Genomic DNA, 22,655 nt, shown 5'->3' with positions numbered 1-22,655 from the left:
GGCTCCACACCTACAATCACCACCGCGGTCACACCGCACTCAAAGGCCAACCACCCGCCAGCCGCGTTCCGAACCTCTCAGGGCAATACAGCTAGGCCGCGCTCACAGGACACGACCTAACGCGTGGCGGCGCCCCACTCGTGTGCGAGCGCGGCGGCCTCGCCGCGCGAGCCGACGCCCAGCTTGTCCAGGATCTTCGCGACGTGGAACTTCACCGTGGACTCGCTGATGTGCAGCTCACCGGCGATGTCGCGGTTGCGCCGCCCACGGGCGAGGCGGCCCAGCACCTCGAGCTCCCGCGCGCCCAGCACGGTCAGCGGGTCCTCGCGCGGGCTCTCCGGCGGCCCGAGCGGCACCTCGATCGTCACGGTCGCGCCCCAGCCCGGCACCGCGTCGACCTCGACCTTCCCGCCGAGCGGCCCGAGGCGTTCCGGCACCCGGCGCCGGTCGAGACTGGCGCAGGACAGGGTGCCGGGACCGTCGTCCCGCACGGTCGCCCGCAGCACCGCCCCGACGATCTTCCAGCCGATGTGGACGCGGCCGACCCCGCCCTGGTCGTCCAGCATCGCGTGCACGGCCGACCTGACCACCGCGGCGGCCGTGGCGGAGATCCCGGTCGGCACGATCCGGTCCGCGCCCTCCTCCGCGCCGGGCGTGCCGAGGTCCAGGCGCACGTCGCGGCCGCGCATCACCCGGCGCAACGACTCGGCGAGCCGTTCGAAGGCCTCCCCCGCCCGTTCCTCGGTCTGCGCCCGGTCCAGCTCGGCCCGCGACCGCAGTTCGACCAGCGCGGTGACGGCGAGGTCGACGGACCGCGAACGGGCGGTCGCGTCGTCCACGTTGTGGTCACGCAACACGCCGAGCAGCGCGGTCAGCGAGGCGCCGTACGCGTCGCCGAGGTCGGAGATGGTGACGGCACGCGCCGCGGCTGCCGCCCGGGACACCGCGAGCGTCGCGGGCACCGCCTCGTTGCGCATGCCCTCCATGTACGCCGTCACCACGTTCCACAACGCGACAGCGGGCTCCAGCACCTCTTCGGCCACCGGGGTGTCGTCGGCTCGCAGCAGCACGAGCAACGCGCTCGGTTCGGACACGTCGCTCACCAGCACGACGACCGGCACGTCCGCCCCGGCCATGACCGCCCGCCCCTGCCAGGCTCCGCTGTCCGGCAGCAGAGGACGCAACGCGGCGATGTCGGTGATCGTCACCGGCGTCTCGCCGCGGAACTTGAACGGCGCGAACGAGCAGTTGGACAGCTCGGCCACGGCCTCGTGCGGAATGGCGCCGGCGATCGCCGCCGACAGCCGCGACAGCGTCTCGCTCAGCGGTGCCCGGATCACGTCGGAGGCGGCCAGCAGGTCCATGGTTGTGAGCGTAGTCCGCCCAGACGAGCACCCGGCTGGTCTTTCGGCCAGGTGGGACTAGCCGAAGTGATGGGGCGGGAAGACCATCGCCCTCGCTAGGGTTGACATGTCAACCAAACGACCAGCACCTGGAGACAGAGATGAAGGCGATCACCTACACCACGTTCGGCGGCCCGGAAGTGCTGAGCCTGACCGAGGTCGAGGAGCCGCACGCCGGACCGGGACAGGTCCGGTTGAAAGTCGTCGCCGCGGCGGTCAACCCGCTGGACCACAAGATCCGCAACGGGTGGATGCCGCCGCAGATGACGCCCCCGTTCCCGGTGACCCCCGGTCTGGAGGCGGCCGGCATCGTCGACGAGGTCGGCGAGGGCGTCACCGGCGTCGCGGTGGGCGACGCGGTCCTGGGCTGGACCGTCACCGGCGCCTACGCCGAGTACGCGCTGGCCTCCGACTTCGCCCTCAAGCCCGCCGACCTCGACTGGGACACGGCCGCCGCGCTGCCCGTGGCCGTCGAGACGTCGGTCCGCGTGCTCGACGAGCTGAAGGTCGGCGAGGGCGACACGCTGCTGATCCACGGAGCCTCGGGCGTGGTCGGCGCCGCCGGCGTCCAGCTCGCGGTGGCCCGCGGTGCCACGGTCATCGGCACCGCCTCCCCCGGCAACCACGACTACCTGCGGTCGCTCGGCGCCACCCCGGTCGCTCACGGCGAGGGGCTCGCCGACCGGATCCGCGCCGCCGCGCCGCAGGGCGTCGACGCCGTGTATGACGCCGCGGGCCACGGCGACCTGCCGTTGTCGATCGAGCTGCGCGGCGGCACCGGCCGGATCGTCACCATCGCCGACCCCCAGGCCGCCGAGCTGGGCGTCACGTTCTCCGGTGGTGGCGGCCCGTTCGGCGCGCGGCTCGGCGAGTACGCCCAGCTCGTGGTGGACGGCAAGCTCACCGTGCGCGTCGCGCAGAGCCTGCCGCTGGCCGACGCCGCTCAGGCGCAGGAACTGGTCGCGACCGGTCACGCACCCGGCAAGGTGGTGCTGCGCCCCGCCGGCTGAGCGGGCACGGCCGGCGCCGGGACGCACCGGGCTGTCGTGACCTCCCTGGCGAGCGAGGACAGCTCCTCCGCCGCCCGCGCCCCCGGACCACTCCGCCGCAGGTGGTTCAGGGCGCGGGCGAGCAGCAGTCCGGCCTGCTGCTCGCACCACTTCCGGCCGCCGCCGACGGTCATGCCGGCTATGGCCGCCGCCACGACCGGGAGCGTGCGGCGGCCGTGTGCGAGGTCGTCGTGCAGAGTCAGGACGTCGTCGACGTGCTTGCGCGCCAGGCCCAGGTCGTCACCGAACTGCCTGAGGTGGTTCGCCTGGCTCGCGCTCGCACCGGCGGCCAGCGCGCCGAGCTCGCACGCCGCAGCCGGGAGCGAGCTGTGCTTGGCCGCCGCCACGCCGAGGTGCCGGGCCATGTCGGCGCCGGTCTCCTCGTCCATGGCGATCTCCTGGACGTAACCGTCCACAACGGACATCAACGCCGCGTTGAGGATCATCACCCCGGGCTTGGCGAGCCGCGCGACGGCGAGTGGGAGAAGAGCGTCCGCCGCCGAGACGACCCTGTCCGCGCCGAACACCTCCCACGCGCCCCTGCGGCTCATGAGATCCGCGTGCAGTTGTTCGTGCAGCTGCGCGAACTCCAGCGCGAGGGCCGCCCCGGTCGCGTCGGCGTCACCGAACGCCTCGGCGGAGAGCAGCACGAGCGCGGCCGTCGAGAAGTCCTGCCGCGCGAGACCGAACTCGACCACCTCGCGTGTCTCGCCCGGAAGTTCCGCCAACGCCGCCAGCAGCAACGTCCCGACCGCGCAACGGGTGCGCTCCAGCACGTGCTGCGGTGGCGCGACCAGGTCGATGCTCGTCATGGCGCTTTCCTCTCAGAGACCGGGAAAACGACGCTAAACCCGCTGGTCAGACAATCAGGCCCGATAGCCACTGACGTGTCGAACAGAGGCACGATCCAGCGAACCGGACTACGTTGATGTTGAACGGGTTGTCGTCACCATCACCCGACCGTGATCATCGTTTTCCTGAGGGGCTGACCATGCGCTACACCAAGCTCGCCGGCATGGACGTGTCCGAGATCTGTCTCGGCATGATGAGCTACGGAGACCCGAAGCGGGGCGGCCACCCGTGGTCGTTGCCGGAGGAGGAGTCCCGGCCGTTCATCAAGGCCGCGCTCGACGCCGGCATCAACTTCTTCGACACCGCGAACATGTACTCGGCCGGTTCCTCGGAGGAGATCACCGGCGCCGCGCTGCGCGACTTCGCACGGCGCGAGGAGATCGTGCTGGCCACCAAGGTGCACCACCGGATGCACGAGGGCCCCAACGGCTTCGGGCTGTCCCGGAAGTCGATCTTCGCCGAGATCGACAACTCGTTGCGCCGGCTCGGCACGGACTACGTGGACCTGTACCAGATCCACCGCTTCGACAGCACCGTCCCTCTCGAAGAGACGCTGGAGGCGCTGCACGACGTCGTGAAGTCCGGCAAGGCGCGCTACATCGGTGCGTCGTCCATGTACGCGTGGCAGTTCGCCAAGGCGTTGTTCACGCAACGGCAGAACGGCTGGACGAAGTTCGTGTCGATGCAGAACCACTACAACCTCCTCTACCGCGAGGAGGAGCGCGAGATGCTGCCGTTGTGCGCGGACCAGGGCATCGCCGTGATCCCGTGGAGCCCGCTGGCCCGCGGCCGCCTGGTCCGCGACTGGGACGCGACGACCGCGCGCACGGAGACCGACGAGTTCGGGTCCACCCTGTACCTGGAGTCGGACCGGGCGATCGTCGACCAGGTCGCCGCCATCGCCGCCGCCCGCGGGGTGTCGCGGGCGCAGGTCGCGCTGGCCTGGTTGCGTCGCAATCCCGTTGTCACGGCACCGATCGTCGGCATCACCAAGCCCGCGCAGCTCGACGACGCGGTGGCGGCACTGGACTTCGAGCTGACCGACGACGAGGCGGCGCAACTGGAGGCGGGCTACCAGCCGCACCGCATCGCCGGGCACTCCTGACTCCGCGAACGCGGATATACACTTCCGTTCGTGCCGAACCTGCGGATCAGCGAGGCCGCCGCGCTGCTCGGTGTCAGTGACGACACCCTGCGCCGGTGGATCGACCAGGGCCGCCTCGCGTCCGTCGTCCTGGACAACGGGCGCAAGGGCGTCAGCGGGACCGAGCTCGCCGCGTTCGCGCAGAAGATGACCGACGTGGCCGAGCCCGGTGCGACCGTGGCGGCTTCGGCGCGCAACCGCATGAAGGGCATCGTCACGCGCGTCGCCAAGGACGGCGTGATGGCCCAGGTCGACATGCAGGCCGGGCCCTTCCGCATCACGTCTCTGATGAGCCGTGAGTCCGCGGACGAGCTCGGCCTGGAGGTCGGCAGCGTCGCCGTGGCCTCGATCAAGTCGACGCACGTGGTCGTCGAGATCCCCGAAGCCTAGGTTCTAGACGAAGGCGCTCTGTCCCGTGATCGCCTTGCCGACGATCAGCGTGTTCATCTCGCGCGTGCCCTCGAACGAGTAGATCGCCTCGGCGTCGGCGAAGAAGCGCGCCACGTCGTAGTCGAGCACGATGCCGTTGCCACCGAAGATCTCCCGCGCCCAGGCGACGACCTCGCGCATCCGGGAGGTGACGAACGCCTTCGCGAGCGACGAGTGCTCGTCCTGGAAGATGCCCGCGTCCTGCAGCTTCGCGAGCTGCACGAGCATGCCCCACGACGCGGTGATGTTGCCGAGCGACTGCACCAGCTTGTCCTGCACCATCTGGAAACGGGCGATCGGGCGGCCGAACTGCTCGCGCTCCTTCGAGTAGGCGAGCGCGGCCTCGTACGCGCCGATCATGACGCCGAGCGCCTGCCAGGCGACGCCGCCGCGGGTGGCGCGCAGGATCTCCGCGACGTCGCGGAACGAGTCGATGCGCTGCAACCGGTTCGCCTCCAGCACGCGGACGCCGGTGAGGGTGATCTCGGCGTTCTCGACGATCCGGAACGCGATCTTGCCCTCGATCTTCTCGGCGACGAAGCCGGGCGTGCCCTTCTCCACGACGAAACCCTTGACCTGGTTGTCGGCGAGGTCGCGGGCCCACACGATCACGTAGTCGGCGAAGGTGGCGTTGCCGATCCACTTCTTGGCGCCGTTCAGCACCCACGTGTCGCCATCGCGCTCGGCGGTGGTGCGCATGCCGCCCGCCACGTCGGAACCGCCGAGCGGTTCGGTCATCGCGAACGCGCCGATCTTGTCCATCGCGGCCATGGCGGGCAGCCAGCGGTCGCGCTGTTCCTGGTCGCCGCCCGCGTAGATCGAGTACATCGCGAGTCCGTTGTGGACGCCGAAGAACGTGGCGACCGACGCGTCGGTGCGGGTCATCTCCATCGCCAGCATGCCGGTGAGCAGGTTGCTGACGGCGGCGGGGTGCTCGCCGTAGCCCTCGTAGGACAGCGCGGTGAGGCCGGCGCCGCGGAACTTGCCGATCAGCTCCCGCGGGAACTCGCCCTTGGCCCAGTACTCGTTCACGAGAGGCTTGATCTCGGTGGTCATGAACTCGCGGGCGCTCAGCAGGATCTTGCGCTCCTCGTCGCCCAGCAGCGCCTCGTAGTTGTAGAAGTCGGCGGTCAGCTGGTCTTCCAGGCGGTTCATCAGTTCTCCTCCAATGCCGTCAGAACGGCGAGCTGCTTGCGGTCGCGCGTCTCGGCCAGCGCCGAGTACGTGGAGGAGCCGTAAGCGTCTTCGACGGCTCGGATCAGCCGTTCGGGATCTTGCGACGGGGTGCCCAGGGACAGCCCCTGCATGGACTTGCCGACGTGCTCGGCGAGGTGCCGGTAGCCGCCGGGGCCGCCACCGAGGTGGGCGCCGAGGAACGGGCCGACGGTCGCCCAGCGCAGGCCGAGCGAGTTCGTGACGACGGTGTCGAGGTCGGCGGGCGTCACGACGCCCTGTTCGACCAGGTAGGCGGCTTCGCGGGAGAGCGCGGCCTGCAGCCGGTTGCCGACGAAGCCGGGGATCTCCTTGCGTTCGACGACCGGTGTGCGGCCGAGCGAACGGTAGAACTCCACCGCCCTGGTCACGGACTCCTCGCTCGTCTGCTCCCCCGGCACGACCTCGACCAGCGGGATCACGTGCGGCGGGTTGAACGGGTGTCCGATGAGGACGCGCGAGCCGTCGATGCCCTCGGTGAACGCGGTCGAGGGGATCGCCGACGACGAGCTGAGCAGCAGGGCGTGCTCCGGCGCCTCCAGGACCAGCTCGGCGAACAGGGTCTTCTTGAACTCCAGGTCCTCCGGGCCGTTCTCCTGCACGAAGTCCGCGTCCCGCACGGCCTCCGCGACGTTCCGCGCGATCTGCACGCCGTCGGGAACGACCAGGTCCGGGCGGGGATCGGCGACGCGGACGGTCAGGCCGTGCTCCGCGAAGAGCCTGGCCCACGAGAGACCGATGACACCTGCCCCGACGACCGCGACGGTCTTGAACTCCCTCTCGGGCTTCATGCTTCCTCCAAGTAGTCGTGAACCGGCTTGGCGGGAGCGAGCGTCAGGTCGGTGATGACGTGGCTGGCGGAGACGACCTCCAGCACGGGGAGATCGGCGAGCGGCGCGAGGACGTGCTGGAACAGCTGCAGGCGCGCCGGGCCGGTGTACGCGGCCTTGACGACGACGTCGGTGATCTCCGTGCGCACGAGCTCCTGCACCCGCAGCGTTCCGTCATAGTCAGGGATGGTCTTCAGCATGAAGGTCGGAACCGTGATCTCCGCCTCAGCCGTGCGGCGGTCCAGTTCGTGGTGCTTGTAGCCCATGGTCGCGGTGGCCACCCGCAGCGTGCCGTAGTCGAGCGTGCCGACCAGCGCGCCGTTGTCGGCGTAGAGGTTCGGCGCGGCCATGACCTTCGGGTAGGCGCTGACCTCGCGGCCGGACGCCGTGGCGGCGAAGCTGTCGAGGTACATCGCGTGCAGGTACTCGCCGCGTTCGCCGTCGAAGACGACCTGGATCGCCTGGCCGGCCTCGGTGTACGGGCCGTAGCCCGTCACGTCGTTCATCTTCATGACCTCGAACCGGACGAGCGGCTCGTCGATCTCCAGCGGCGCCGGGACGACGGCCCGCAACGCCTCCGGATCGGTCCGGTAGACGATGTTCAGGTACTCGCGGTCGAAGAAACGGGGCTGCACGGTGGGAAACGCCGGAGCGGTCAGAGGTGTGATGCCCAGCATGATCAGCGTCCTGTCCACTGCGGAGCGCGACGCTCGGCGAACGCGGTCATGCCCTCGCGGACGTCGGCCGTGGTCATCAGCTTCGTGCTCTCGGTGCGTTGCGCGGCCCAGGGATCGGCGGACCGCACGACCTTCTTGACGGCGGCGAGCGCCAGCGGGGCGTTCAGGGCGATCTGTTCCGCCAGCTGGAGCGCGATCGCGGCGGCCTCGCCGTTCGGCACGACCCGGTTGGCGATGCCGAGCGTGCCCGCGCGGCGGCCGTCGATCGGCTCACCGGTCAGCAGGATCTCCATCGCGAGGTGGTGCGGGATCCGTTGCGGCAGGCGGACGACTCCCCCGGCCGCGGCGATCAGGCCGCGCTTCACCTCGGGCAGACCGAACCTCGCGTCCTCGGCGGCGACGATCAGGTCGCAGCCCAGCGCCAGCTCGAACCCGCCGCCGAGCGCGAAGCCCTCGACCGCCGCGATCAACGGCTTGGTCAGCTCGGCTTCGGTGAGACCGCCGAGGCCGCGGTCACCGACCACCGACGACTCGCCCTTCAGTGCGGCCTTGAGGTCCATGCCCGCGCTGAACGAGCCGCCTGCTCCGGTGAGCACGCCCACGCGCAGTTCCGGTGTGGCCTCCAGTTCGTCCAGTGCTGCGGAGAGCTTCGTCGCGACGGCCGCGTTGACGGCGTTGCGGGCCTCCGGCCGGTCGATCGTGATCAGCAATGCCGAACCGATTCGTTCGGTGCGCACCTCGCTCATGCCAGCACTCCCTTTTCCAGTTCGGCGAACACTTCGGCGGTGTCCTGCCCCGGCAGCGGGGCGAGACGGCGGACGGTGGCGGGCGTGGCGGAGAACCGGACGGGGATGCCGATCGAGCGGATGGCGCCCTCGCTCGGGTGCTGCACGACGTCGAGCAGGTGGCCGTCGCGGACGTACGGGTCCTCGTGCGCCTTGTCGAGCTCCAGCACCGGCCCGAACGGGATGCTGTGCTCGGCGCACACCTCCGCCCACTCCTCAGTGGACAGTGCGGGCGCGCACTCGTCGACCAGTCCCATCAGGTCGTCGCTGTCGCCGGGGTCGATCCGCTCACCGGCGACGCGCGGGTCCCCGGCCAGGTCGGGACGGCCCGCGGCGGCGAAGAAGTCGCGGAAGTTCTGCGGGTTGTAGGGGACGACGCAGGCGAGGCCGTCCCTGGTGTGCACGGCGTGGTGGCCCTTGGCCATCGACAGGCCGAAGCCCGTCGGCCCTTCCTCCGGTACGAACGCGTGGCCCGCGAGGTGCTCGACCAGGTTGAACGCGATCATCGTGTCGGCCATGGGGATCTCGACGCGCTGGCCCTGCCCGGTGTTGTTCCGGTGCACCAGCGCGGCGAGCACGCTGTAGGCGATGGTCAGCGACGACACCTTGTCGCCGATGATCGTCGGCAGGTAGACGGGCCGGCCGAGGGCGCGGTTCGCGATGTCGACCAGGCCGGACGCGCCCTGGACGGTCTCGTCGTAGGCGGCGACGCCGGCGCGGTCGGAGTCGCCGCGGAAGCCCTGTGCGTGGGCGTAGACCAGGCCGGGGTTGCGTTCGGCGACGTCCGCGTAGTTCAGGCCGAGCCTGCTCAGCGCGCTCGGTCGCATGTTGGTGATCAGCACGTCGGCCGTGTCGATCAGCTTGAGGGCGGTCTCGCGGTCGTCCTCGTCCTTCAGGTTCAGCGCGATGCTGCGCTTGTTCCGGTTGACGTTGAGGCTCAACGGGGTCATGCCCGGCGTGGTGCGGTAGCGGCCGTTGCGGACGGTGTCCACAGGCGACTCGATCTTGATCACGTCGGCGCCGAGGTCTCCGAGGATCTGGGCCGCGTACGGGCCCATCACCACGGTCGAGAGGTCGATCACGCGCACGCCGTCCAGCGGACCGGCGGTGATGTCCTTCATCGTTCGTCCTTTCGCACCTGTTCGTCCTTGCACCACCGAAGTTAGTGACGAACCGCGAGAAAGGGAACGATCAAGTCGCGAACAATGGTATGACCACAGCGGTCACACCATTGTTCATTTGACTATCGGCTCCGCGAAAACTTCTTTCGCAATCGCGACGAGCTCCTCGATGTCGCCGCCGCTCGCCCGGTCGTGGCGCCACAGCAGTCCGGTGTCGAGCTGCGCGCGGAAGTCCTCGAACGGCAGGACCGCCATGTTGTCCAGCTGGTAGCCGCGCATGGAGCTGTCCTCGTCGAGCATCGAGACGGAGAACCCGAGCCCACCCGAGACGATCTCCGAGGTGCCCTGGTAGCCGGTGTTGCTCAGCTGGATGCGCTTTTTGATGCCCAGCTCGTGCAATTGCCGGTCGAGCTGCTCGAAATACGCGGGCATGATTTCCTCTGGCGACTTCGCGTACGCCAGATCAGCGAGATCGGCCAGTTTGACCGATTTCCGGCCTTTGAACCTGTCGGCAGGCACGACGGCGCCGAGGCGTTCCGACATGACGTGCAGCGTGTCGAGGGAGGCCTCCTGCACGGGCAGCCGCGCCAGCGTGAGCGCGAGCCTGCCGTCCTTCACCGCCGCGACGAGGTCCGTGGTCGTGCCCGGCCAGCGCTTGACCTCGAACCGCCCCGCGACCCGGTCCGCCAGCAGGGACAGCCGTTCCCGCAACGCCGGGTGGATGCCCGCGGGCATGCCGACGAACACCGTCGACCGGACAGGTCTCGTGGCCTGGTCGAGGCGCCAGCGGATGGACCCGACCCGGTCGAGGACGTCCCGCGCGATCGGCAGCAGGGCGGTGCCGGCGTCGGTCAGCGCCACGTGGTGGGTGCTGCGGTCGAACAGCGGGCGGCCCAGCTCGTGTTCGAGGTCCTTGATGCGCTGGCTCAGCGGGGAGGCGGCCATGTGCAGCTTCCGCGCGGCCGCCGAGAAGTTCAGTTCCTCGGCGACCGCGACGAAGTAGCGCAGGTGCAGCAGTTCCACGTGATCCAGACTAGGCCTTTCGGAGTACGAACTCGTCGCTGCGGCTACCGGCTTCCGTCGCCACCTGTCACCGGTTCGAGTAGTCCTCCCGCGCACGGGGACTTCGCGCCGCTCGGTCCGCCTATCGTGCGCGACGTGCCATTCGACCAGCCAGCCGCCTTCCGCCCGCGAACGATCGCCGAGGTCCTCCGTCCGAAGACGGCGGACGAGGTCGTCGAGATCGTCCGCTCCGGCAGGCGGCCACTGCACCCGATCAGCAAGGGCTACAACTGGGGCCTGGGTTCGGGACTGCCGGTCGGTGACGGTGCCGCTGTCCTCGACCTGTCGGGCCTGGACCGCGTTCGCGCGCTCGACGTCGAACGCGGCTACGCCGTGGTGGAACCGGGCGTGAGCCAGGGTGCGCTCGCGGAGTTGTTGCGGGGCACGCCGAGGATCTTCAACCTCACCACCTCCTCGTTGCGCACCAGCATCATCGGCAACGCACTGGAGCGCGGCGTCGGCGTGCACCGCGCCCGAGCCGAGGACCTGGTCGGGCTGGAGGTGGTGCTCGCCGACGGCCGGCGCGAGCAGGTCGGCTGGTGGCCGGGAGTGTCGGCCGTCCCGCGCCCGCACGGCCCCGGGCCGACGCTCACCCACCTGTTCACGCAGTCGTCGTTCGCGGTCGTCACCGCCGCCGTGGTCCGGCTGCTGCCCAGGCCGGAGGAGGTGCGGATGCTGCCGTTCACCTTCGCGTCCGACGACCTCGCCGACGCGGTGAACGCGCTGCGGTCGTGGACGGACCAGCGGCTGATCCCGCCGACCACCAAGATCTACAACCCGGTCGCGGCCCAGCTGGACGGCTACCTCGCACACGTCTGCCTCAGCGGTGCGGGCGAGGCCGTGGAGGCGCTCAGCTCGGTTCTCCTCAGTGCCGCACGGAAATCACCGCTCGTCGCGGCACCGTCCTCCACCGCGGACGAGGTGGTGCGCGCGACGTACGCGGGTGATCCCGAACCGGCCGACACGTGGTTCCTGCGCAGGACCATGGGACGTCCGGCCGAGCGGGTCGACGCCGAACTCGGGTTGCTGATGTTCCTGCCGCTCGTCCCGTTCTCGGGGGAGGCGATCGCGCTCGCCGAGAAGCTGATCCGCGACTGCTGCGCGTCGACGCCCGTCGTCACCGTGAACGTCCACGACAACGAAGCCGTCGACCACGTCATCGGCATCGGCTTCCCGGCGGACGATCCCGCGGCCGCCGCGGAGGCACGGCAGACGCTGGACCGGTTGCACCAAGCTTTTGCGGCACATGGGTTTCTGCCCTACCGGCGGGATGTCGACAGGCCGGGGACGGCGACGGCGTTGCAGGCCAGGATCGGGCAGGCCCTCGATCCGGAGGGGGTGTTCGCGCCCGGACGGTATTCAGCTGGCTAGGGCCTGTGTCGAAGTCTGGTTCGATGAGAGGCGCGCTTGAGGTGGTTCCTGGTGGTGCGGCCGGATGGCCCGCGTACCGGTGTTGTACGTGGGTCGTCCGGCCGTGCCGCCAGGGGCCGCCTCGGGCCCGGCTATCGCGGATCAGACTTCGACACAGGCCCTAGTTCCGCCAGCTTCCGCGACGCCTCCGCCTCGCCCCACCGGAACCCGATGCGGCGCGACAGCTGCACCGCCTCGGCGTAGGAGGCACGCGCCTGCTCACCGCGGCCGGCCAGCTCGTGCACGATGCCGCGGTCCAGCAGGACGCCCGCCTCGATCTGCCTGTCCCCCACCGATCGCGCGAGCCGCAACGCCTCCTCCGCCAGTTCCAGCGCCCGGTCCAGGGAACCGAGCTGGCGGTGGGCGTCGGCCATGTTCGCCAGCGCGTGCAGCTCGCCGGACCTGTCGCCGCACGCGCGCAACGTCGTCAGCGTCTCCTCGTAGCAGACCAGCGCGGCGGGGAGGTCGCCCAGCGCGGCGTGCACCAGGCCCAGGTTGGTGCGCACGTAGGCCGCGCCCTGCGAGTCGTCCAGTTCCTCGCGCAACGTCAGCGAGGCCTCCAGCGAGGTCAGCGCGGCGGGCAGGTCGCGGCGGCGCCAGTGGGTGATGCCGAGGTTGTTGAGCGTCACGGCTTCGAGCTGGCGGTCGTGCAGTGCGCGGGCCAGGGCCAGTGCCGCCGTCCAGTGCCGCTGGGCCTCGCCGAACTTGAAGCCGCGCTCGCAGGCGGCGCCGAGTTCCTTCAACGCCAGCGCTTCCGCGCGGAGGTCGCCCAGTGAGCGGGCGGCCTCCAGGGCGAGCGTGTTCAGCGCGGCCCAGTCCGCCACCTCGGAACGGCGGCGGAAGTACCAGGACAGGCCCGCGGCGAACGCGATCGCGTCGGCCGGTGAGGCCTGTTGTGCGGCGGCGATCAGGTTGTCGCGCTCTTCGGCCAGCCAGAGGTCGGCCGGGTTGTCCGCCAGCGCTTCCAGGTAGTGCTTGTGCAGGCGTTCCAGCGCTAGTGAGCGTTCCTCGGCCGACTCCGAGGCGCGGCAGCGTTCGCGGGCGAAGAGGCGCAGCAGGTCGTGCAACGCGAACCGGCCCGGCACCGGTTCCTCGACCAGGTGCGCGTCGGCGAGTTCGGCGAGCAGGTCCTCGACGTCCGGCACGTCGGTCAGCGCCCGTGCCGCGGCGACCGAGAAGTCGGGGCCGTCGAGGAGTCCGATCAACCGGAAGACCCTGGCCACGTCGGGAGATCCGAGCTCGGCGTAGCTGACCTCGAACGCCGAGCGCACCGCGACGTCGCCGAGCCTCAGCTCGTCGAGGCGGCGCGCCTCGTCCGCCAGCCGCGCCGCCAGCAGCGGTGCGGTCCACTGTGGACGAGCGGCGAGCCGGGCGCCCGCGATGCGCAGGGCCAGGGGCAGTCCCCCGCACCAGCGCACGAGTTCCGCCGCGTCCGCGACCTCCCCGGCGACGCCCTCCAGCAGCCGGTACGCGTCCTCCAGTTGCAGCGCGCCGAGTTTCACGTACGAGGCACCGTGCAGCGAGGTGAGCGGGCGGCGGGACGTGATCAGCACGGCCGAGCCGGGACCGGTCGGCAGCAGGCGGGTGACCTGGCCCGCGGTGGCGACGTTGTCCAGCACCACGAGCAGCCGGCGCGACGCGGTGAGAGAGCGGTAGCGCAGGGCCTCCTCGTCGCCGGGCCGTTCGCCGAGCGCGCGCAGGAACTGGCTCAGGATCCGGTCCGAGGCACCGTCGGAGAGGTCGGCGTAGAGCTGGCCGTCCGGGAACCTCGCCGCGATCTCGTGCGCCGCCCGCACCGCGAGCGCCGACTTGCCGATGCCCGCCTGCCCGGTGATCACGCACACCGCGACCCGGTCCTGCCGCGGCTGCGCCTTGATCAGGTTCAGCTCGCGGCCGCGGCCGGCGAAGGTGACCACGTCCGGCGGCAACTGCCGGATCGCCGCCGCCCCAACGGGTTTCGCGCGCAGGATCTCCGCCTGCAACCGCCTCAGCGACTCCCCCGGCTCGACGCCGAGCTCGTCCGTGAGCACCCGGCGGCACTCCTGGTAGGCGGCCAGCGCCTCGGCCGGACGCCCCGCGCGGTGCAGCGCGACCATCTGCTGCTCGCGCAGGCGTTCGTTCAACGGGTGCTCGCGCACCCATTCGTTCAGGTCCGCGACGATCTCGACGTGGCGGCCGAGGTCGAGTTCCGCGTCGGCGCACTCGACCCGCGCGGCCAGCCGCAGCTCCTCCAGCTGGGCGACGACCCCGCGCAGCAACCCGGACGCGGCGAGATCGGCGAGGGCGGGCCCGCGCCACAACGCGAGCGCCTCGCGGTAGCCGCGCGGAGTGCGTTCCCTGCGGGCGGCCTCGAGCAGCTCGGTGAACCGGGTGAGGTCGAGCTCGGCCGGGTCGATCGACATCAGGTAGCCGGGCGCCCGCGAGAGCAGTCGCGAGCCGACGATCTTGCGCAGCTGGTAGACGTAGACCTGGAGGTTCTTCAGCGCCGTCTTGGGCGGCGAGTCGTCCCACAGCACGCTGATCAGCCGGTCGACCGACAGCACCCGGCCGGGCTGCGCGAGGAGCAACGCGAGCACCGCTCGCTGTTTGGGCGGCCCGAGGCTCAGCCGCACGCCGTCGTCGGCGTAACACTCGACCGGCCCGAGCACCCGGAACTCCACAGCTCCCGATCGTAACCACCAACCGCATACCGGACGCATGCCACGCGCCAGGACGTTTGATCGATGACGAAAACCTCACTGGCACTGGTGGTGGCACTCGGCACCGTGGCTGCCGCCATGTCCCCCGCTCAGGCCGCCGAGCCCTACTCCGAAAGCCCGTCCCGGTCGCACGCCGTCCGTGCGGGCAACGGCTACGACGTGATCGTCGGTGGCGTCAAGAGAGCCACCTTCACCGTCAGCGATCCCGCCTTCACGATCCGGTCCTCCTCGTCCGCGGACGGCGCGCTGGCCGCCGTGATCTCCGACTTCGACGGCACGAGCGGCAGCGTCCTGCACACGGTCGACCGCTACGGCAAGTCCCGTGCCGTGGCACGCGGGGCGATCACCTCCGCCGCCTTCCACGGCTCGGTGCTGGCCTACGTGGACGGCGAGAACGTCGTGGTGGACGGCGTTCCCGCCGGCAAGCTCAAGGGCCGCGCGCCCCGGCTGCTCGGGTTCACCTCCGACGGCACCGGCCTGCTCGCCGTGCAGCACCCGGACGTCGCCGACGACAGCACGTACGTGGGCTCGCTCGTGCGGTTCGACCTGAAGTCCGGCGCCGCCAAGCCGTTGATCACCTCCGGCTCGACGTCGCTGTACCGCGACTTCAAGCTCGTCGACGTCAAGGGCGAGCGGCACGTCAGCTTCATCAAGCACAACGAGATCTACCGCTGCGGTGGTGCCGACCCGCAGTGGCTGGGGCTGGCGTCGGAGCACGGCGAGGTCCGGTCGCTGGTCGGCGAGACCCGGCACCACTACCGCAGCGCGGTGTGGAGCGCCGACGGCGCGCGGGTGGCGTACGAGGTCATGGGGTGCGTGGCGGACAAGAAGCTCGGCCCCGGCCAGTTCGACGCGTTCAACGGCGTCTACGTGCAGGACCTGGCTTCGCGCAAGGCTTCGCGAGTCGTCGAGGGCCTGTCGTTCAACTACGCGCTGACCGGGATCGACGGCGCCGAGGCCGTGATCGGCAGCCCCGCCAAGGGGTACGTGAAGGCGTCGGGTCTTCGTGCCGCCTCGCTCGACGGCGAGGTCACCACGATGGGCCGGCTGAACCGCGCCGAGTACATCCACCAGCTGTGGGACACGCGCAACGAGTTCAACGGCAACTCCTCCTGCGGCCCGACCAGCGCGGTCATCGACCTCGTGACCTACCAGCTGCCCGCCGAGTTCGGCGTGCAGGTCTCGCAGCCGTTCTCGCACTACTCGAAGTGGGCCCGCTACATCACCGACGAGTTCAGCAACCGCGGCACGACCTTCAACCGCACGATGAACGACTGGTCGCGCACCGGCAGCTGGAAGGGCGCGCACGGCTGGATCACCGGCTACTACTGCGGCGGCAACCCGGCCCGTCCCTGCGCCTCCTGGGAGTCCGAGCGCGACTTCCTGGCCCGCAACGGCGCCGCGGTCCAGCAGGGCAACTTCACCCCGGCGCAGGTCCGCGCGTTCCTCGACCAGGGCAAGTTCGTGATCATGAGCGGCACGTGGGGCTCGACCGCCGGCCACCTGTCCGTCGTCATCGGCTACCACGACAACGGCCAGTTCTACGTCCACGACACCTATGGCGCGGGCACGGACGGCAGCTACGACGGGGCGAACCAGCTCTACAGCTGGAACTACATCGCACCCGTGCAGATGTGGGCCGCCTGACGCGCTGAAGCGACCCTCCTGCTCACGCGGCAGGAGGGTCGCCTGGTGAGGGCGCCTGCGGGGTGCGCCGGGCCTGCGCGTGGACCTCGACGTTCGTCCTGTGCGCCACCGGATCCCAGATCTCCTCGAACGGCGCCATGAGCGACTGCCCGCTGCCGGTGCGGCGGGCCCGCATGGCGTACCAGGTGAACCCGGCCAAGATGAGCGGCACGCTCGCCACCGCGGCCACGCCGAACAGGAGGTCCATGCGGCCGACTGTACAGTGACACGACGTTTCCAGAAACGCTGTGTTACTGAATGGGCGAGTGATGGTCAGGCTGACACGGGCCGAACAGCAGGTACGCACCCACGAGCACCTGTTGCGCGCCGGCCACCGGGTGTTCTTGCGCCGTGGCTTCCTCGGGGCGACGGTCGAGGAGATCGCCGCCGAGGCCGGCTACACCCGCGGCGCTGTCTACAAGCACTTCGGTGGCAAGGAGGGACTGTGGCTGGCGATCGTCGAGGCCGACGCGGGAACCCATCTGCAGGGCCTGCGCAACGCACTCGAACAGGCAAGCTGCCGTGACGACGTGATCGCGATCCTCAGCGGCGTGGCGGACGAGGAGGCGGCGAAGTGGACGTCGGTCGCCGCCGAGGTGCTCGCCGCGACGGCACAGCAACCCGAGATCGCGGCCCGGATCGCCGCCCTCCAGCAAACCCACGACGACCAGGTCGTCGCCCTGCTCGCCGAACACCTGCTGCGCCTGGGACTCGAACCCGCGATGCCGTTGCCACAACTGGTCGTCCTGCTCGGAGCGCTGGGAATCGGGCTGGCCCTGCGCCAGGTGGTCGTCAAGGGCGCCAACACGCACGCCGTTCTCGTCCAGGTGCTGGAGACGATGCTGCCGACTGCTTGACAGTAGACGTCAAGTACTTGCTATCGTCTGTCAAGTGGCGACCACCACCTCGGAACACGTGGACCTGCGCGACGACCTGATCCGGCTCGTCACTAGCCGGCTGCTCGACCCGCTGGAAATCCTTCTGCCGCAGGCCGATCTGGCCGGCCTGCGGTCCTCCGCGGAGGCCGACGCGGAGATGTGGGCAGCGCAGCTGCTCGGGCCGGACGACGACCTCGCCCGGCAGGTGGCCATCCGCCTGCTGGCGGTGCTGTACCCCGGCGACACCCCGTTCGACCCGCCCGAGAACTGGTGGGCGACCCCGCTGGGCCGCGTCGCCGCACGCCGCGCCGGCCACCCGAGCAAGGACCACGTCTCCCTGGGAGTGGCCGGGGCGATGCTCGGCATCACCCGCCAAGGCGTGCACGACCTCGTGAACCGCAACAAGCTGCTGCGCCATCCGGACGGCGGCGTGACCGTCGACTCGATCCGCGCCCGTCTCGGCCTGAGGAGAGAACAGTGAAGCTCGCGGCGACTGATTTCGGCGGCGACGGCCGGCCGTTCCTGCTCCTGCACGGCCTGGGTGGTGACCGGTCCGCCTGGGACGTGCTCGCACCGCGGCTGGACGGGCGCGCGGTGGCGGTCGACCTGCGCGGGCACGGCGAGTCCGGCGACGGCCCGTGGAACTGGGAGGCCGTGCTCGACGACCTCGCCACCACCGCCGTCCACTTCGGACTCGGCAACCCCGTCGTCGTCGGGCATTCGCTGGGCGGCGTCCTCGCTGGCCTGTGGGCGTCGCGGCACCCGGCGTGCCCGGCGGCGGTCAGCCTGGACGGGCACCGTTCCGCCACAACGCATCCGGAGAACTACGCGGGACTGCCCGCCGACGAGGTCACGTCCGGCCTGGCGAAGCTGAACGCCCTGTTCACCGCGCAGCTGGAGATGGTCACCCGTCCGGACCGCTCGATCACGTCCGTGCTGCGCACGTCACCGGAGTTCCTGGACGCCCTGCCGGTGTTCGCCGAGGTCTCCTGCCCGTTCCTGCTGGTGCTCGCCACGCGCAACCTGCCGGTGCCGCCCGATCTCCTGCCGTTGATGGACGCTCATCGCGCGGGACTGCGCCGCGATCTGCCCCCGAACGTGCGGGTGCACGAGATCGACGCGACGCACGGCTTGGTGTCCGAGCGACCGGCGGAGGTCGCCGAGATCGTGAATCACTTCGTGAGCAGTCGCTTCAGCGCCTGACGGGCCCGGCGCGGCGCCGCGCTGTCGTGCTCCAGCTGCAGGAAGTGGTTGAGCGCCAGCATGACCCCGAGGATCTCGTAGATCAGCTGCTCGACGTCCGTGTCCGGCTTCAGGTCGCCGTCGCTCACCGCGCGCCGGATGTGGATCCGCAGATCCCTGCGCCACAACGCGTTCATGCCCGCCAGCGCGTCCCGCACCCGTCCGCTGCGCCCGTCGAACTCGGCCGTGGCGGCGGTGAAGAAGCACCCGCCGGGCAGCACCTCGCGTTCGAGGTAGGACACCCAGGCCTCGCAGACGTCGATCAGGCGCGGCAGCCCGGACGGCATCTGCTTCACCTTGCGCGGCACCTCCCGCAGGAAGACCTCCGCGGCCTGGTCGACCACCGCGAGCTGCAGGGCCTCCTTGGTGCCGAAGTGGCCCAGCAGCCCGGCCTTGCTCATCCCCAGCTCGGTCGCCAGCCGGCCGATCGTCAGCCCTTCGAGCCCCTCCGCGGAGGCGATGGCGAGGCTCCGGTCGAGGATGCGCTGCCGTGTCTCCAGGGTGTCGGCGACAGATCTGCGCGGGCTCATCTTTGTAGTTTACGTCTCTTTAGCTACCGACCGATCGGTTGCTATATTCGCGGCGTCGCCCTGCCCGAAGGAGAGTTCACCTTGTCCGGTTCCCGTGTCGTCGCGCTCGGCCACCACCAGCCCGAACGAGTGCTGACCAACGCCGACCTGGAAAAGATGGTGGACACCAACGACGAGTGGATCCGCCAGCGCACCGGCATCTCCACCCGCCGCATCGCGGCCTCCACGGAAACCGTGGCGGACATGGCCTCCGTGGCGGGCGCGAAGGCACTGGCCGCGTCCGGCCTGGCTCCGTCCGACATCGGCCAGGTCATCGTCGCGACCTGCTCGGCCATCGACCGCAGCCCGTCGACCGCGGCCCAGGTGGCGGCGCGCCTGTCGATCCCGTCCGCGGTCGTCTTCGACATGAACAACGCCTGCGCGGGCTTCTGCACCGCCCTCGCCACCGCCGACCACACCATCAGGGCAGGCGCGGCCCAGCACGCCCTGGTGATCGGTGCCGAGAAGATGTCCGACCTCGTCGACTGGACCGACCGCTCCTCCTGCATCCTGCTCGGCGACGGCGCGGGAGCGGCCGTGGTCAGCGCCTCCCCGGACGCCCAGATCGGCCCGGCGACCTGGGGCTCGGACCCGACGCGCGCCAACGCCGTCCGCCTCGTCGACGAGTGGCAGCCGCGCTTCGCCCAGGAGGGCCAGGCCGTCTTCCGCTGGGCCACCAGCGAACTCCCCGCCATCGCCGCACAGGCCTGCGCCAAGGCGGGCATCGAGGTCACCGACCTCGCCGCCGTCGTCACCCACCAGGCCAACCTGCGGATCATCGAGGCGATGACGAAGCGCCTCGGCCTGCGCGACGACGTGGTGATCGCCCGCGACGTCGTGGAGTCCGGCAACACCTCCGCCGCCTCCGTGCCGCTCGCGCTGTCGAAGATGGCCGAGCGCGGGGAACTCCCGTCCGGCCGGCCCGTCCTGCTGTTCGCCTTCGGTGGCGGGCTGTCGTGGGCGGGCCAGGTGATCACCGCCCCGTAGGCCTGTCTTCTGCCGTCGCGCGGCAGCGGCGAGCCACCCTGGCAAGACAGCCCCTCATCAACCTTCAGAACAGGCCGGTGTGGCGACTCGGGAGCCCTCCGAGCCGCCACACCGCTGGTAACGCGCGAGAGGGAGGTTCAGGCCGCCGGCGCGGGAACGAGCGCATCGCCGCGTGACGTCATCGGTCCGCCACCTGGCCACGCGGGCGACGTCGGAGTTCGCCGTTCCCGCTTGCCCTGTACCGACGACCTGAAAGTCTCCACCACCTGGTTAGGGCCTCGCGCGTCCTCCGCCCACTCGCACCATCTCCGGCCTCGAACGCGAATGCCTCCGCCGCTGCAATGGCGGCGACATCGACGACGAGACGGACGGGGGAACGGATGATGCGTGGGCGGCGACCGGTTCGGGAACGGGGATCATGGCGGTCGGGAGGACTTCCGGTGCCTCGGCCGCAGCGGGTTCCGGCTGCGTCCACACCGGAACGTTCGTCTCGACCGTGTTCTGCCGGAAGAGTTCCGGGGTCTCGGTGATGATCTTGCCCGGTGATTCCAGACCCACGATGCCGACGAGCTTGCCGTTGGCGATGAAGCCGGTGAGTCCGTTCACGTCGGTGGTGTCGGTGCCGAGGACGGGCAGGCCGGCGCCCTGCACGCGCATGCCGTACTGCTCGGTCCAGAAGCGCGGGACCGGGGTGTAGGTCTTGGCGTGGTTGCGGCCGACCAGGAGGTTCTCGGCCGCGGCGCGGCCGCCCTCGACGGCGTTGAGCCAGTGCTCGACCCGTCGCACGACGCCGTTGAAGCGCATGTTGGGCCAGCGGGCCACGTCACCGCAGGCGACGAGGTTCTCGGCGCCGACCACGTGGTTCGTGGAGTCGCACAGCACGCCGTCGGAGATGTCGAGGCCGGAGCCGCGCAGCCAGTCGACGGCCGGGGAGGCGCCGACGGCCAGCACGACGCAGGAGGCGAAGAAGACCTGGCCGTCCGAGAGGTGGATGCCGATGCCGCCGGGCTGGCGCACCCAGTGCTTGATGCCGACGCCGGTGGCCAGGCGCACGCCGTGCTCGACGTGCGCCTCGGTGATCTTCTTGCCGATGTCGTCACCGACTACACCGCCCAGCAACGCGGGCGAGCGCACGATCAGGGCGACGTCGCGGCCCATGTGACGGACCGAACAGGCGAGCTCGCAGCCGATGAACCCGCCGCCGATGACGGCGACGAGGCCCTGCGACTGACGGATGTTCCTGCGGATCGCGACCGCGTCGTCAAGCGTCCGCAGCACGTGCACCCGCGGGTCGTGGCGCGGAGCGCCGCCCATCGCCCTGGCGTCGACGCCGGTGGCGATGATCATGCCGTCGTACTTGATCTCCTCGCCGCCGGGCACCCAGACGGACTGCTTCTTGGGGTCCAGGTGCAGGGCCGGGGAGTTCAGCCGCCACTCGGCGTCGAGGTCGCCCGAGAACGACAGCAACGCGTCGTCCGGGGTCCACTCACCGGTGATGATCTGCTTCGACAGGCACGGGCGGTGGTACGGGAGGTGCCGCTCGGCGGACAGGATGGTGATCTGCCCGTCGAAACCCATCTCCCGCAGCCGTTCCGCGGAACGGACTCCACCGAGCCCGCCGCCGACGACCACGATCCGTTCGCTCACTTCACTCGCTCCCTGATCTCGATCGCGCGCATCGGGCACGCGCGGGCTGCCGACCGGGCCTGAGCGAAGTGCTCCTCCGGCGGACGGCGGTTGTAGGTCAGGCGGTTGTCCTCGATTAGCTGGAAAACATCGGGGGCCTCCGCCTGGCACGTGCCGTAGCGGTGGCATTTCTCGTTGTTGACGCTCACGTCCATCGCGTCGCCCTCGCCGACACCGGGTTCCTTGCCGCGTTCGGCGTCGAGCATGCCGATGCGCATCAGCACCTCGGGCGGGAGGAACCGGGCCAGGGCCAGGGTCGCGGTGGGGACGAGAACGGTGAGGCCGGCCAGCCAGAGAACGGACAGGTTGCCGTTGGCGATGGCGCCGAACCAGGAGTGCACCACGGTGATCGTCACCGCGATGTACGCCGTTTGGTGGAACCTCAACCACTTGCGGTAGAAGACTTTGTGCCTCATCGAGGCGAGCACGGCGATCGCGAGCATGACCTCCAGGCCGAGGATGCCCAGCGCGTGCCGGAACAGACCGCCGTCGACGAACGGCAGGACGAGCTTGATGAAGCTGAACGTACCGGTCTGGATCAGCGTGAAGGCGAACGCGTGGATGCAGCCGAACGCGATCGCCAGCGAGGCGAGCACCATGTGCCCGTTCTTCAGTCCTTCACGTCCGGTGAGCTTCTCGGCCCACCCGGTCGCGATGAGCACACCCCAGGACAAGGTGGCGCACATCATGACGTAAGCCAGCCTGGCAGACAGCTGAGCCATCTTCTTGACGCCCGCGTCGAACTCGGCCGACTGGGCCACCAGGAGCGGAATCTGGCTGGACAACAACACTTCCTCCGATAGAACTCTCGCGGGAACCCGCCCGGTCCTGGGTGCAGGAGTGGACACATCAGGGCCGGGCGGGTGGGAACAGGTCCGCGTTGGAGTGCCTCTGACCTTGGGACACCACCTCCGTTTCCCGTACTGCAACGGGG

The 22,655-nt window shown here is 70.3% G+C and carries 22 protein-coding genes; 9 read left to right on the top strand and 13 right to left on the bottom strand.

Annotation, left to right across the window (positions count from 1 at the left end; genetic code table 11):
• Window positions 1-116: 116 nt before the first annotated feature.
• Complete coding sequence (locus AB0M48_RS37915) at window positions 117-1,364, bottom strand: LuxR C-terminal-related transcriptional regulator (RefSeq protein ID WP_363851610.1); 1,248 nt, start codon at window positions 1,362-1,364, stop codon at window positions 117-119.
• 140 nt (window positions 1,365-1,504) lie between these two features.
• On the opposite strand from AB0M48_RS37915, the gene AB0M48_RS37910 reads away from it, so the two are divergent.
• Complete coding sequence (locus AB0M48_RS37910) at window positions 1,505-2,413, top strand: NADP-dependent oxidoreductase (RefSeq protein ID WP_363851607.1); 909 nt, start codon at window positions 1,505-1,507, stop codon at window positions 2,411-2,413.
• Here AB0M48_RS37910 and AB0M48_RS37905 read toward each other — a convergent pair.
• Window positions 2,374-3,264 carry a polyprenyl synthetase family protein gene (locus AB0M48_RS37905; protein ID WP_363851604.1) on the bottom strand — a complete coding sequence of 297 codons (891 nt, stop codon included), beginning with the start codon at window positions 3,262-3,264 and terminating at the stop codon, window positions 2,374-2,376. The two genes, AB0M48_RS37910 and AB0M48_RS37905, sit on opposite strands and share 40 nt — an antisense overlap.
• A 179-nt stretch (window positions 3,265-3,443) precedes the next feature.
• Between AB0M48_RS37905 and AB0M48_RS37900 the strand changes: the two genes are divergently transcribed.
• Together AB0M48_RS37900 and AB0M48_RS37895 are read left to right on the top strand one after the other, a co-directional pair.
• Complete coding sequence (locus tag AB0M48_RS37900) at window positions 3,444-4,409, top strand: aldo/keto reductase (RefSeq protein ID WP_363851601.1); 966 nt, start codon at window positions 3,444-3,446, stop codon at window positions 4,407-4,409.
• 30 nt (window positions 4,410-4,439) lie between these two features.
• On the top strand, window positions 4,440-4,838 hold the full coding sequence (locus AB0M48_RS37895) for a helix-turn-helix transcriptional regulator (RefSeq protein ID WP_363851598.1): 399 nt from the start codon (window positions 4,440-4,442) through the stop codon (window positions 4,836-4,838).
• 3 nt (window positions 4,839-4,841) lie between these two features.
• On the opposite strand, the gene AB0M48_RS37890 is transcribed toward AB0M48_RS37895, so the two are convergent.
• The 6 genes from AB0M48_RS37890 to AB0M48_RS37865 form a co-directional block, all read right to left on the bottom strand.
• Entirely contained in the window at window positions 4,842-6,032 is a 1,191-nt protein-coding gene (locus AB0M48_RS37890) for an acyl-CoA dehydrogenase family protein (protein WP_363851595.1), read from the bottom strand.
• On the bottom strand, window positions 6,032-6,880 hold the full coding sequence (locus AB0M48_RS37885) for a 3-hydroxyacyl-CoA dehydrogenase NAD-binding domain-containing protein (protein WP_363851592.1): 849 nt from the start codon (window positions 6,878-6,880) through the stop codon (window positions 6,032-6,034). The genes AB0M48_RS37890 and AB0M48_RS37885 overlap by 1 nt, the downstream gene beginning before the upstream one ends.
• Window positions 6,877-7,596 (bottom strand): acetoacetate decarboxylase, encoded by a 720-nt coding sequence (locus tag AB0M48_RS37880; protein ID WP_363851629.1) that lies wholly within the window; start codon window positions 7,594-7,596, stop codon window positions 6,877-6,879. The genes AB0M48_RS37885 and AB0M48_RS37880 overlap by 4 nt, the downstream gene beginning before the upstream one ends.
• A 2-nt stretch (window positions 7,597-7,598) precedes the next feature.
• Window positions 7,599-8,342 (bottom strand): crotonase/enoyl-CoA hydratase family protein, encoded by a 744-nt coding sequence (locus tag AB0M48_RS37875; RefSeq protein WP_363851589.1) that lies wholly within the window; start codon window positions 8,340-8,342, stop codon window positions 7,599-7,601.
• On the bottom strand, window positions 8,339-9,502 hold the full coding sequence (locus AB0M48_RS37870; protein WP_363851586.1) for a CoA transferase: 1,164 nt from the start codon (window positions 9,500-9,502) through the stop codon (window positions 8,339-8,341). Before AB0M48_RS37870 ends, AB0M48_RS37875 begins: the two co-directional genes overlap by 4 nt.
• A 114-nt stretch (window positions 9,503-9,616) precedes the next feature.
• On the bottom strand, window positions 9,617-10,525 hold the full coding sequence (locus AB0M48_RS37865; RefSeq protein ID WP_363851583.1) for a LysR family transcriptional regulator: 909 nt from the start codon (window positions 10,523-10,525) through the stop codon (window positions 9,617-9,619).
• A 135-nt stretch (window positions 10,526-10,660) separates the two neighbouring features.
• Between AB0M48_RS37865 and AB0M48_RS37860 the strand changes: the two genes are divergently transcribed.
• Entirely contained in the window at window positions 10,661-11,935 is a 1,275-nt protein-coding gene (locus tag AB0M48_RS37860) for an FAD-binding oxidoreductase (protein WP_363851580.1), read from the top strand.
• A 131-nt stretch (window positions 11,936-12,066) separates the two neighbouring features.
• Here the strand turns inward: AB0M48_RS37860 and AB0M48_RS37855 are convergent, their stop codons facing one another.
• Window positions 12,067-14,634 carry a BTAD domain-containing putative transcriptional regulator gene (locus AB0M48_RS37855; RefSeq protein WP_363851578.1) on the bottom strand — a complete coding sequence of 856 codons (2,568 nt, stop codon included), beginning with the start codon at window positions 14,632-14,634 and terminating at the stop codon, window positions 12,067-12,069.
• 63 nt (window positions 14,635-14,697) lie between these two features.
• On the opposite strand from AB0M48_RS37855, the gene AB0M48_RS37850 reads away from it, so the two are divergent.
• The gene (locus AB0M48_RS37850; protein WP_363851575.1) at window positions 14,698-16,320 is read left to right on the top strand and encodes a C39 family peptidase; all 1,623 of its coding nucleotides are present in this window, start codon (window positions 14,698-14,700) and stop codon (window positions 16,318-16,320) included.
• Between the two features lie 22 nt (window positions 16,321-16,342).
• Here AB0M48_RS37850 and AB0M48_RS37845 read toward each other — a convergent pair whose 3' ends face one another.
• Window positions 16,343-16,567: a hypothetical protein gene (locus AB0M48_RS37845; protein WP_363851572.1), complete on the bottom strand. Its 225-nt coding sequence runs from the start codon at window positions 16,565-16,567 to the stop codon at window positions 16,343-16,345.
• A 61-nt stretch (window positions 16,568-16,628) separates the two neighbouring features.
• Here AB0M48_RS37845 and AB0M48_RS37840 point away from each other — a divergent pair, with 61 nt between their 5' ends.
• The 3 genes from AB0M48_RS37840 to AB0M48_RS37830 are packed head-to-tail and all read left to right on the top strand — an operon-like array spanning window position 16,629 to window position 18,440.
• Window positions 16,629-17,216 (top strand): TetR/AcrR family transcriptional regulator, encoded by a 588-nt coding sequence (locus tag AB0M48_RS37840; protein ID WP_363851569.1) that lies wholly within the window; start codon window positions 16,629-16,631, stop codon window positions 17,214-17,216.
• 34 nt (window positions 17,217-17,250) lie between these two features.
• On the top strand, window positions 17,251-17,718 hold the full coding sequence (locus AB0M48_RS37835) for a hypothetical protein (protein WP_363851566.1): 468 nt from the start codon (window positions 17,251-17,253) through the stop codon (window positions 17,716-17,718).
• Window positions 17,715-18,440, top strand: coding sequence for an alpha/beta hydrolase (locus AB0M48_RS37830; RefSeq protein ID WP_363851563.1), 726 nt, complete (start codon window positions 17,715-17,717; stop codon window positions 18,438-18,440). The genes AB0M48_RS37835 and AB0M48_RS37830 overlap by 4 nt, the downstream gene beginning before the upstream one ends.
• Here AB0M48_RS37830 and AB0M48_RS37825 read toward each other — a convergent pair.
• Window positions 18,410-19,009: a TetR/AcrR family transcriptional regulator gene (locus AB0M48_RS37825; RefSeq protein ID WP_319987912.1), complete on the bottom strand. Its 600-nt coding sequence runs from the start codon at window positions 19,007-19,009 to the stop codon at window positions 18,410-18,412. The genes AB0M48_RS37830 and AB0M48_RS37825 overlap by 31 nt on opposite strands.
• Before the next feature lie 81 nt (window positions 19,010-19,090).
• Here AB0M48_RS37825 and AB0M48_RS37820 point away from each other — a divergent pair, with 81 nt between their 5' ends.
• Window positions 19,091-20,035 carry a beta-ketoacyl-ACP synthase III gene (locus AB0M48_RS37820; protein WP_363851559.1) on the top strand — a complete coding sequence of 315 codons (945 nt, stop codon included), beginning with the start codon at window positions 19,091-19,093 and terminating at the stop codon, window positions 20,033-20,035.
• A 270-nt stretch (window positions 20,036-20,305) separates the two neighbouring features.
• Here the strand turns inward: AB0M48_RS37820 and AB0M48_RS37815 are convergent, their stop codons facing one another.
• Together AB0M48_RS37815 and AB0M48_RS37810 are read right to left on the bottom strand one after the other, a co-directional pair.
• A complete protein-coding gene (locus tag AB0M48_RS37815; protein ID WP_363851556.1) occupies window positions 20,306-21,682 on the bottom strand; it encodes an FAD-dependent oxidoreductase in 1,377 nt (458 codons plus the stop codon).
• The gene (locus AB0M48_RS37810; protein ID WP_363851553.1) at window positions 21,679-22,512 is read right to left on the bottom strand and encodes a ferredoxin; all 834 of its coding nucleotides are present in this window, start codon (window positions 22,510-22,512) and stop codon (window positions 21,679-21,681) included. Before AB0M48_RS37810 ends, AB0M48_RS37815 begins: the two co-directional genes overlap by 4 nt.
• Window positions 22,513-22,655: the final 143 nt, after the last annotated feature.

This window comes from Lentzea sp. NPDC051208, assembly GCF_040682435.1.
GTDB lineage: Bacteria > Actinomycetota > Actinomycetes > Mycobacteriales > Pseudonocardiaceae > Lentzea > Lentzea kristufekii.
This window is presented reverse-complemented; position numbering and strand designations above follow the sequence as displayed.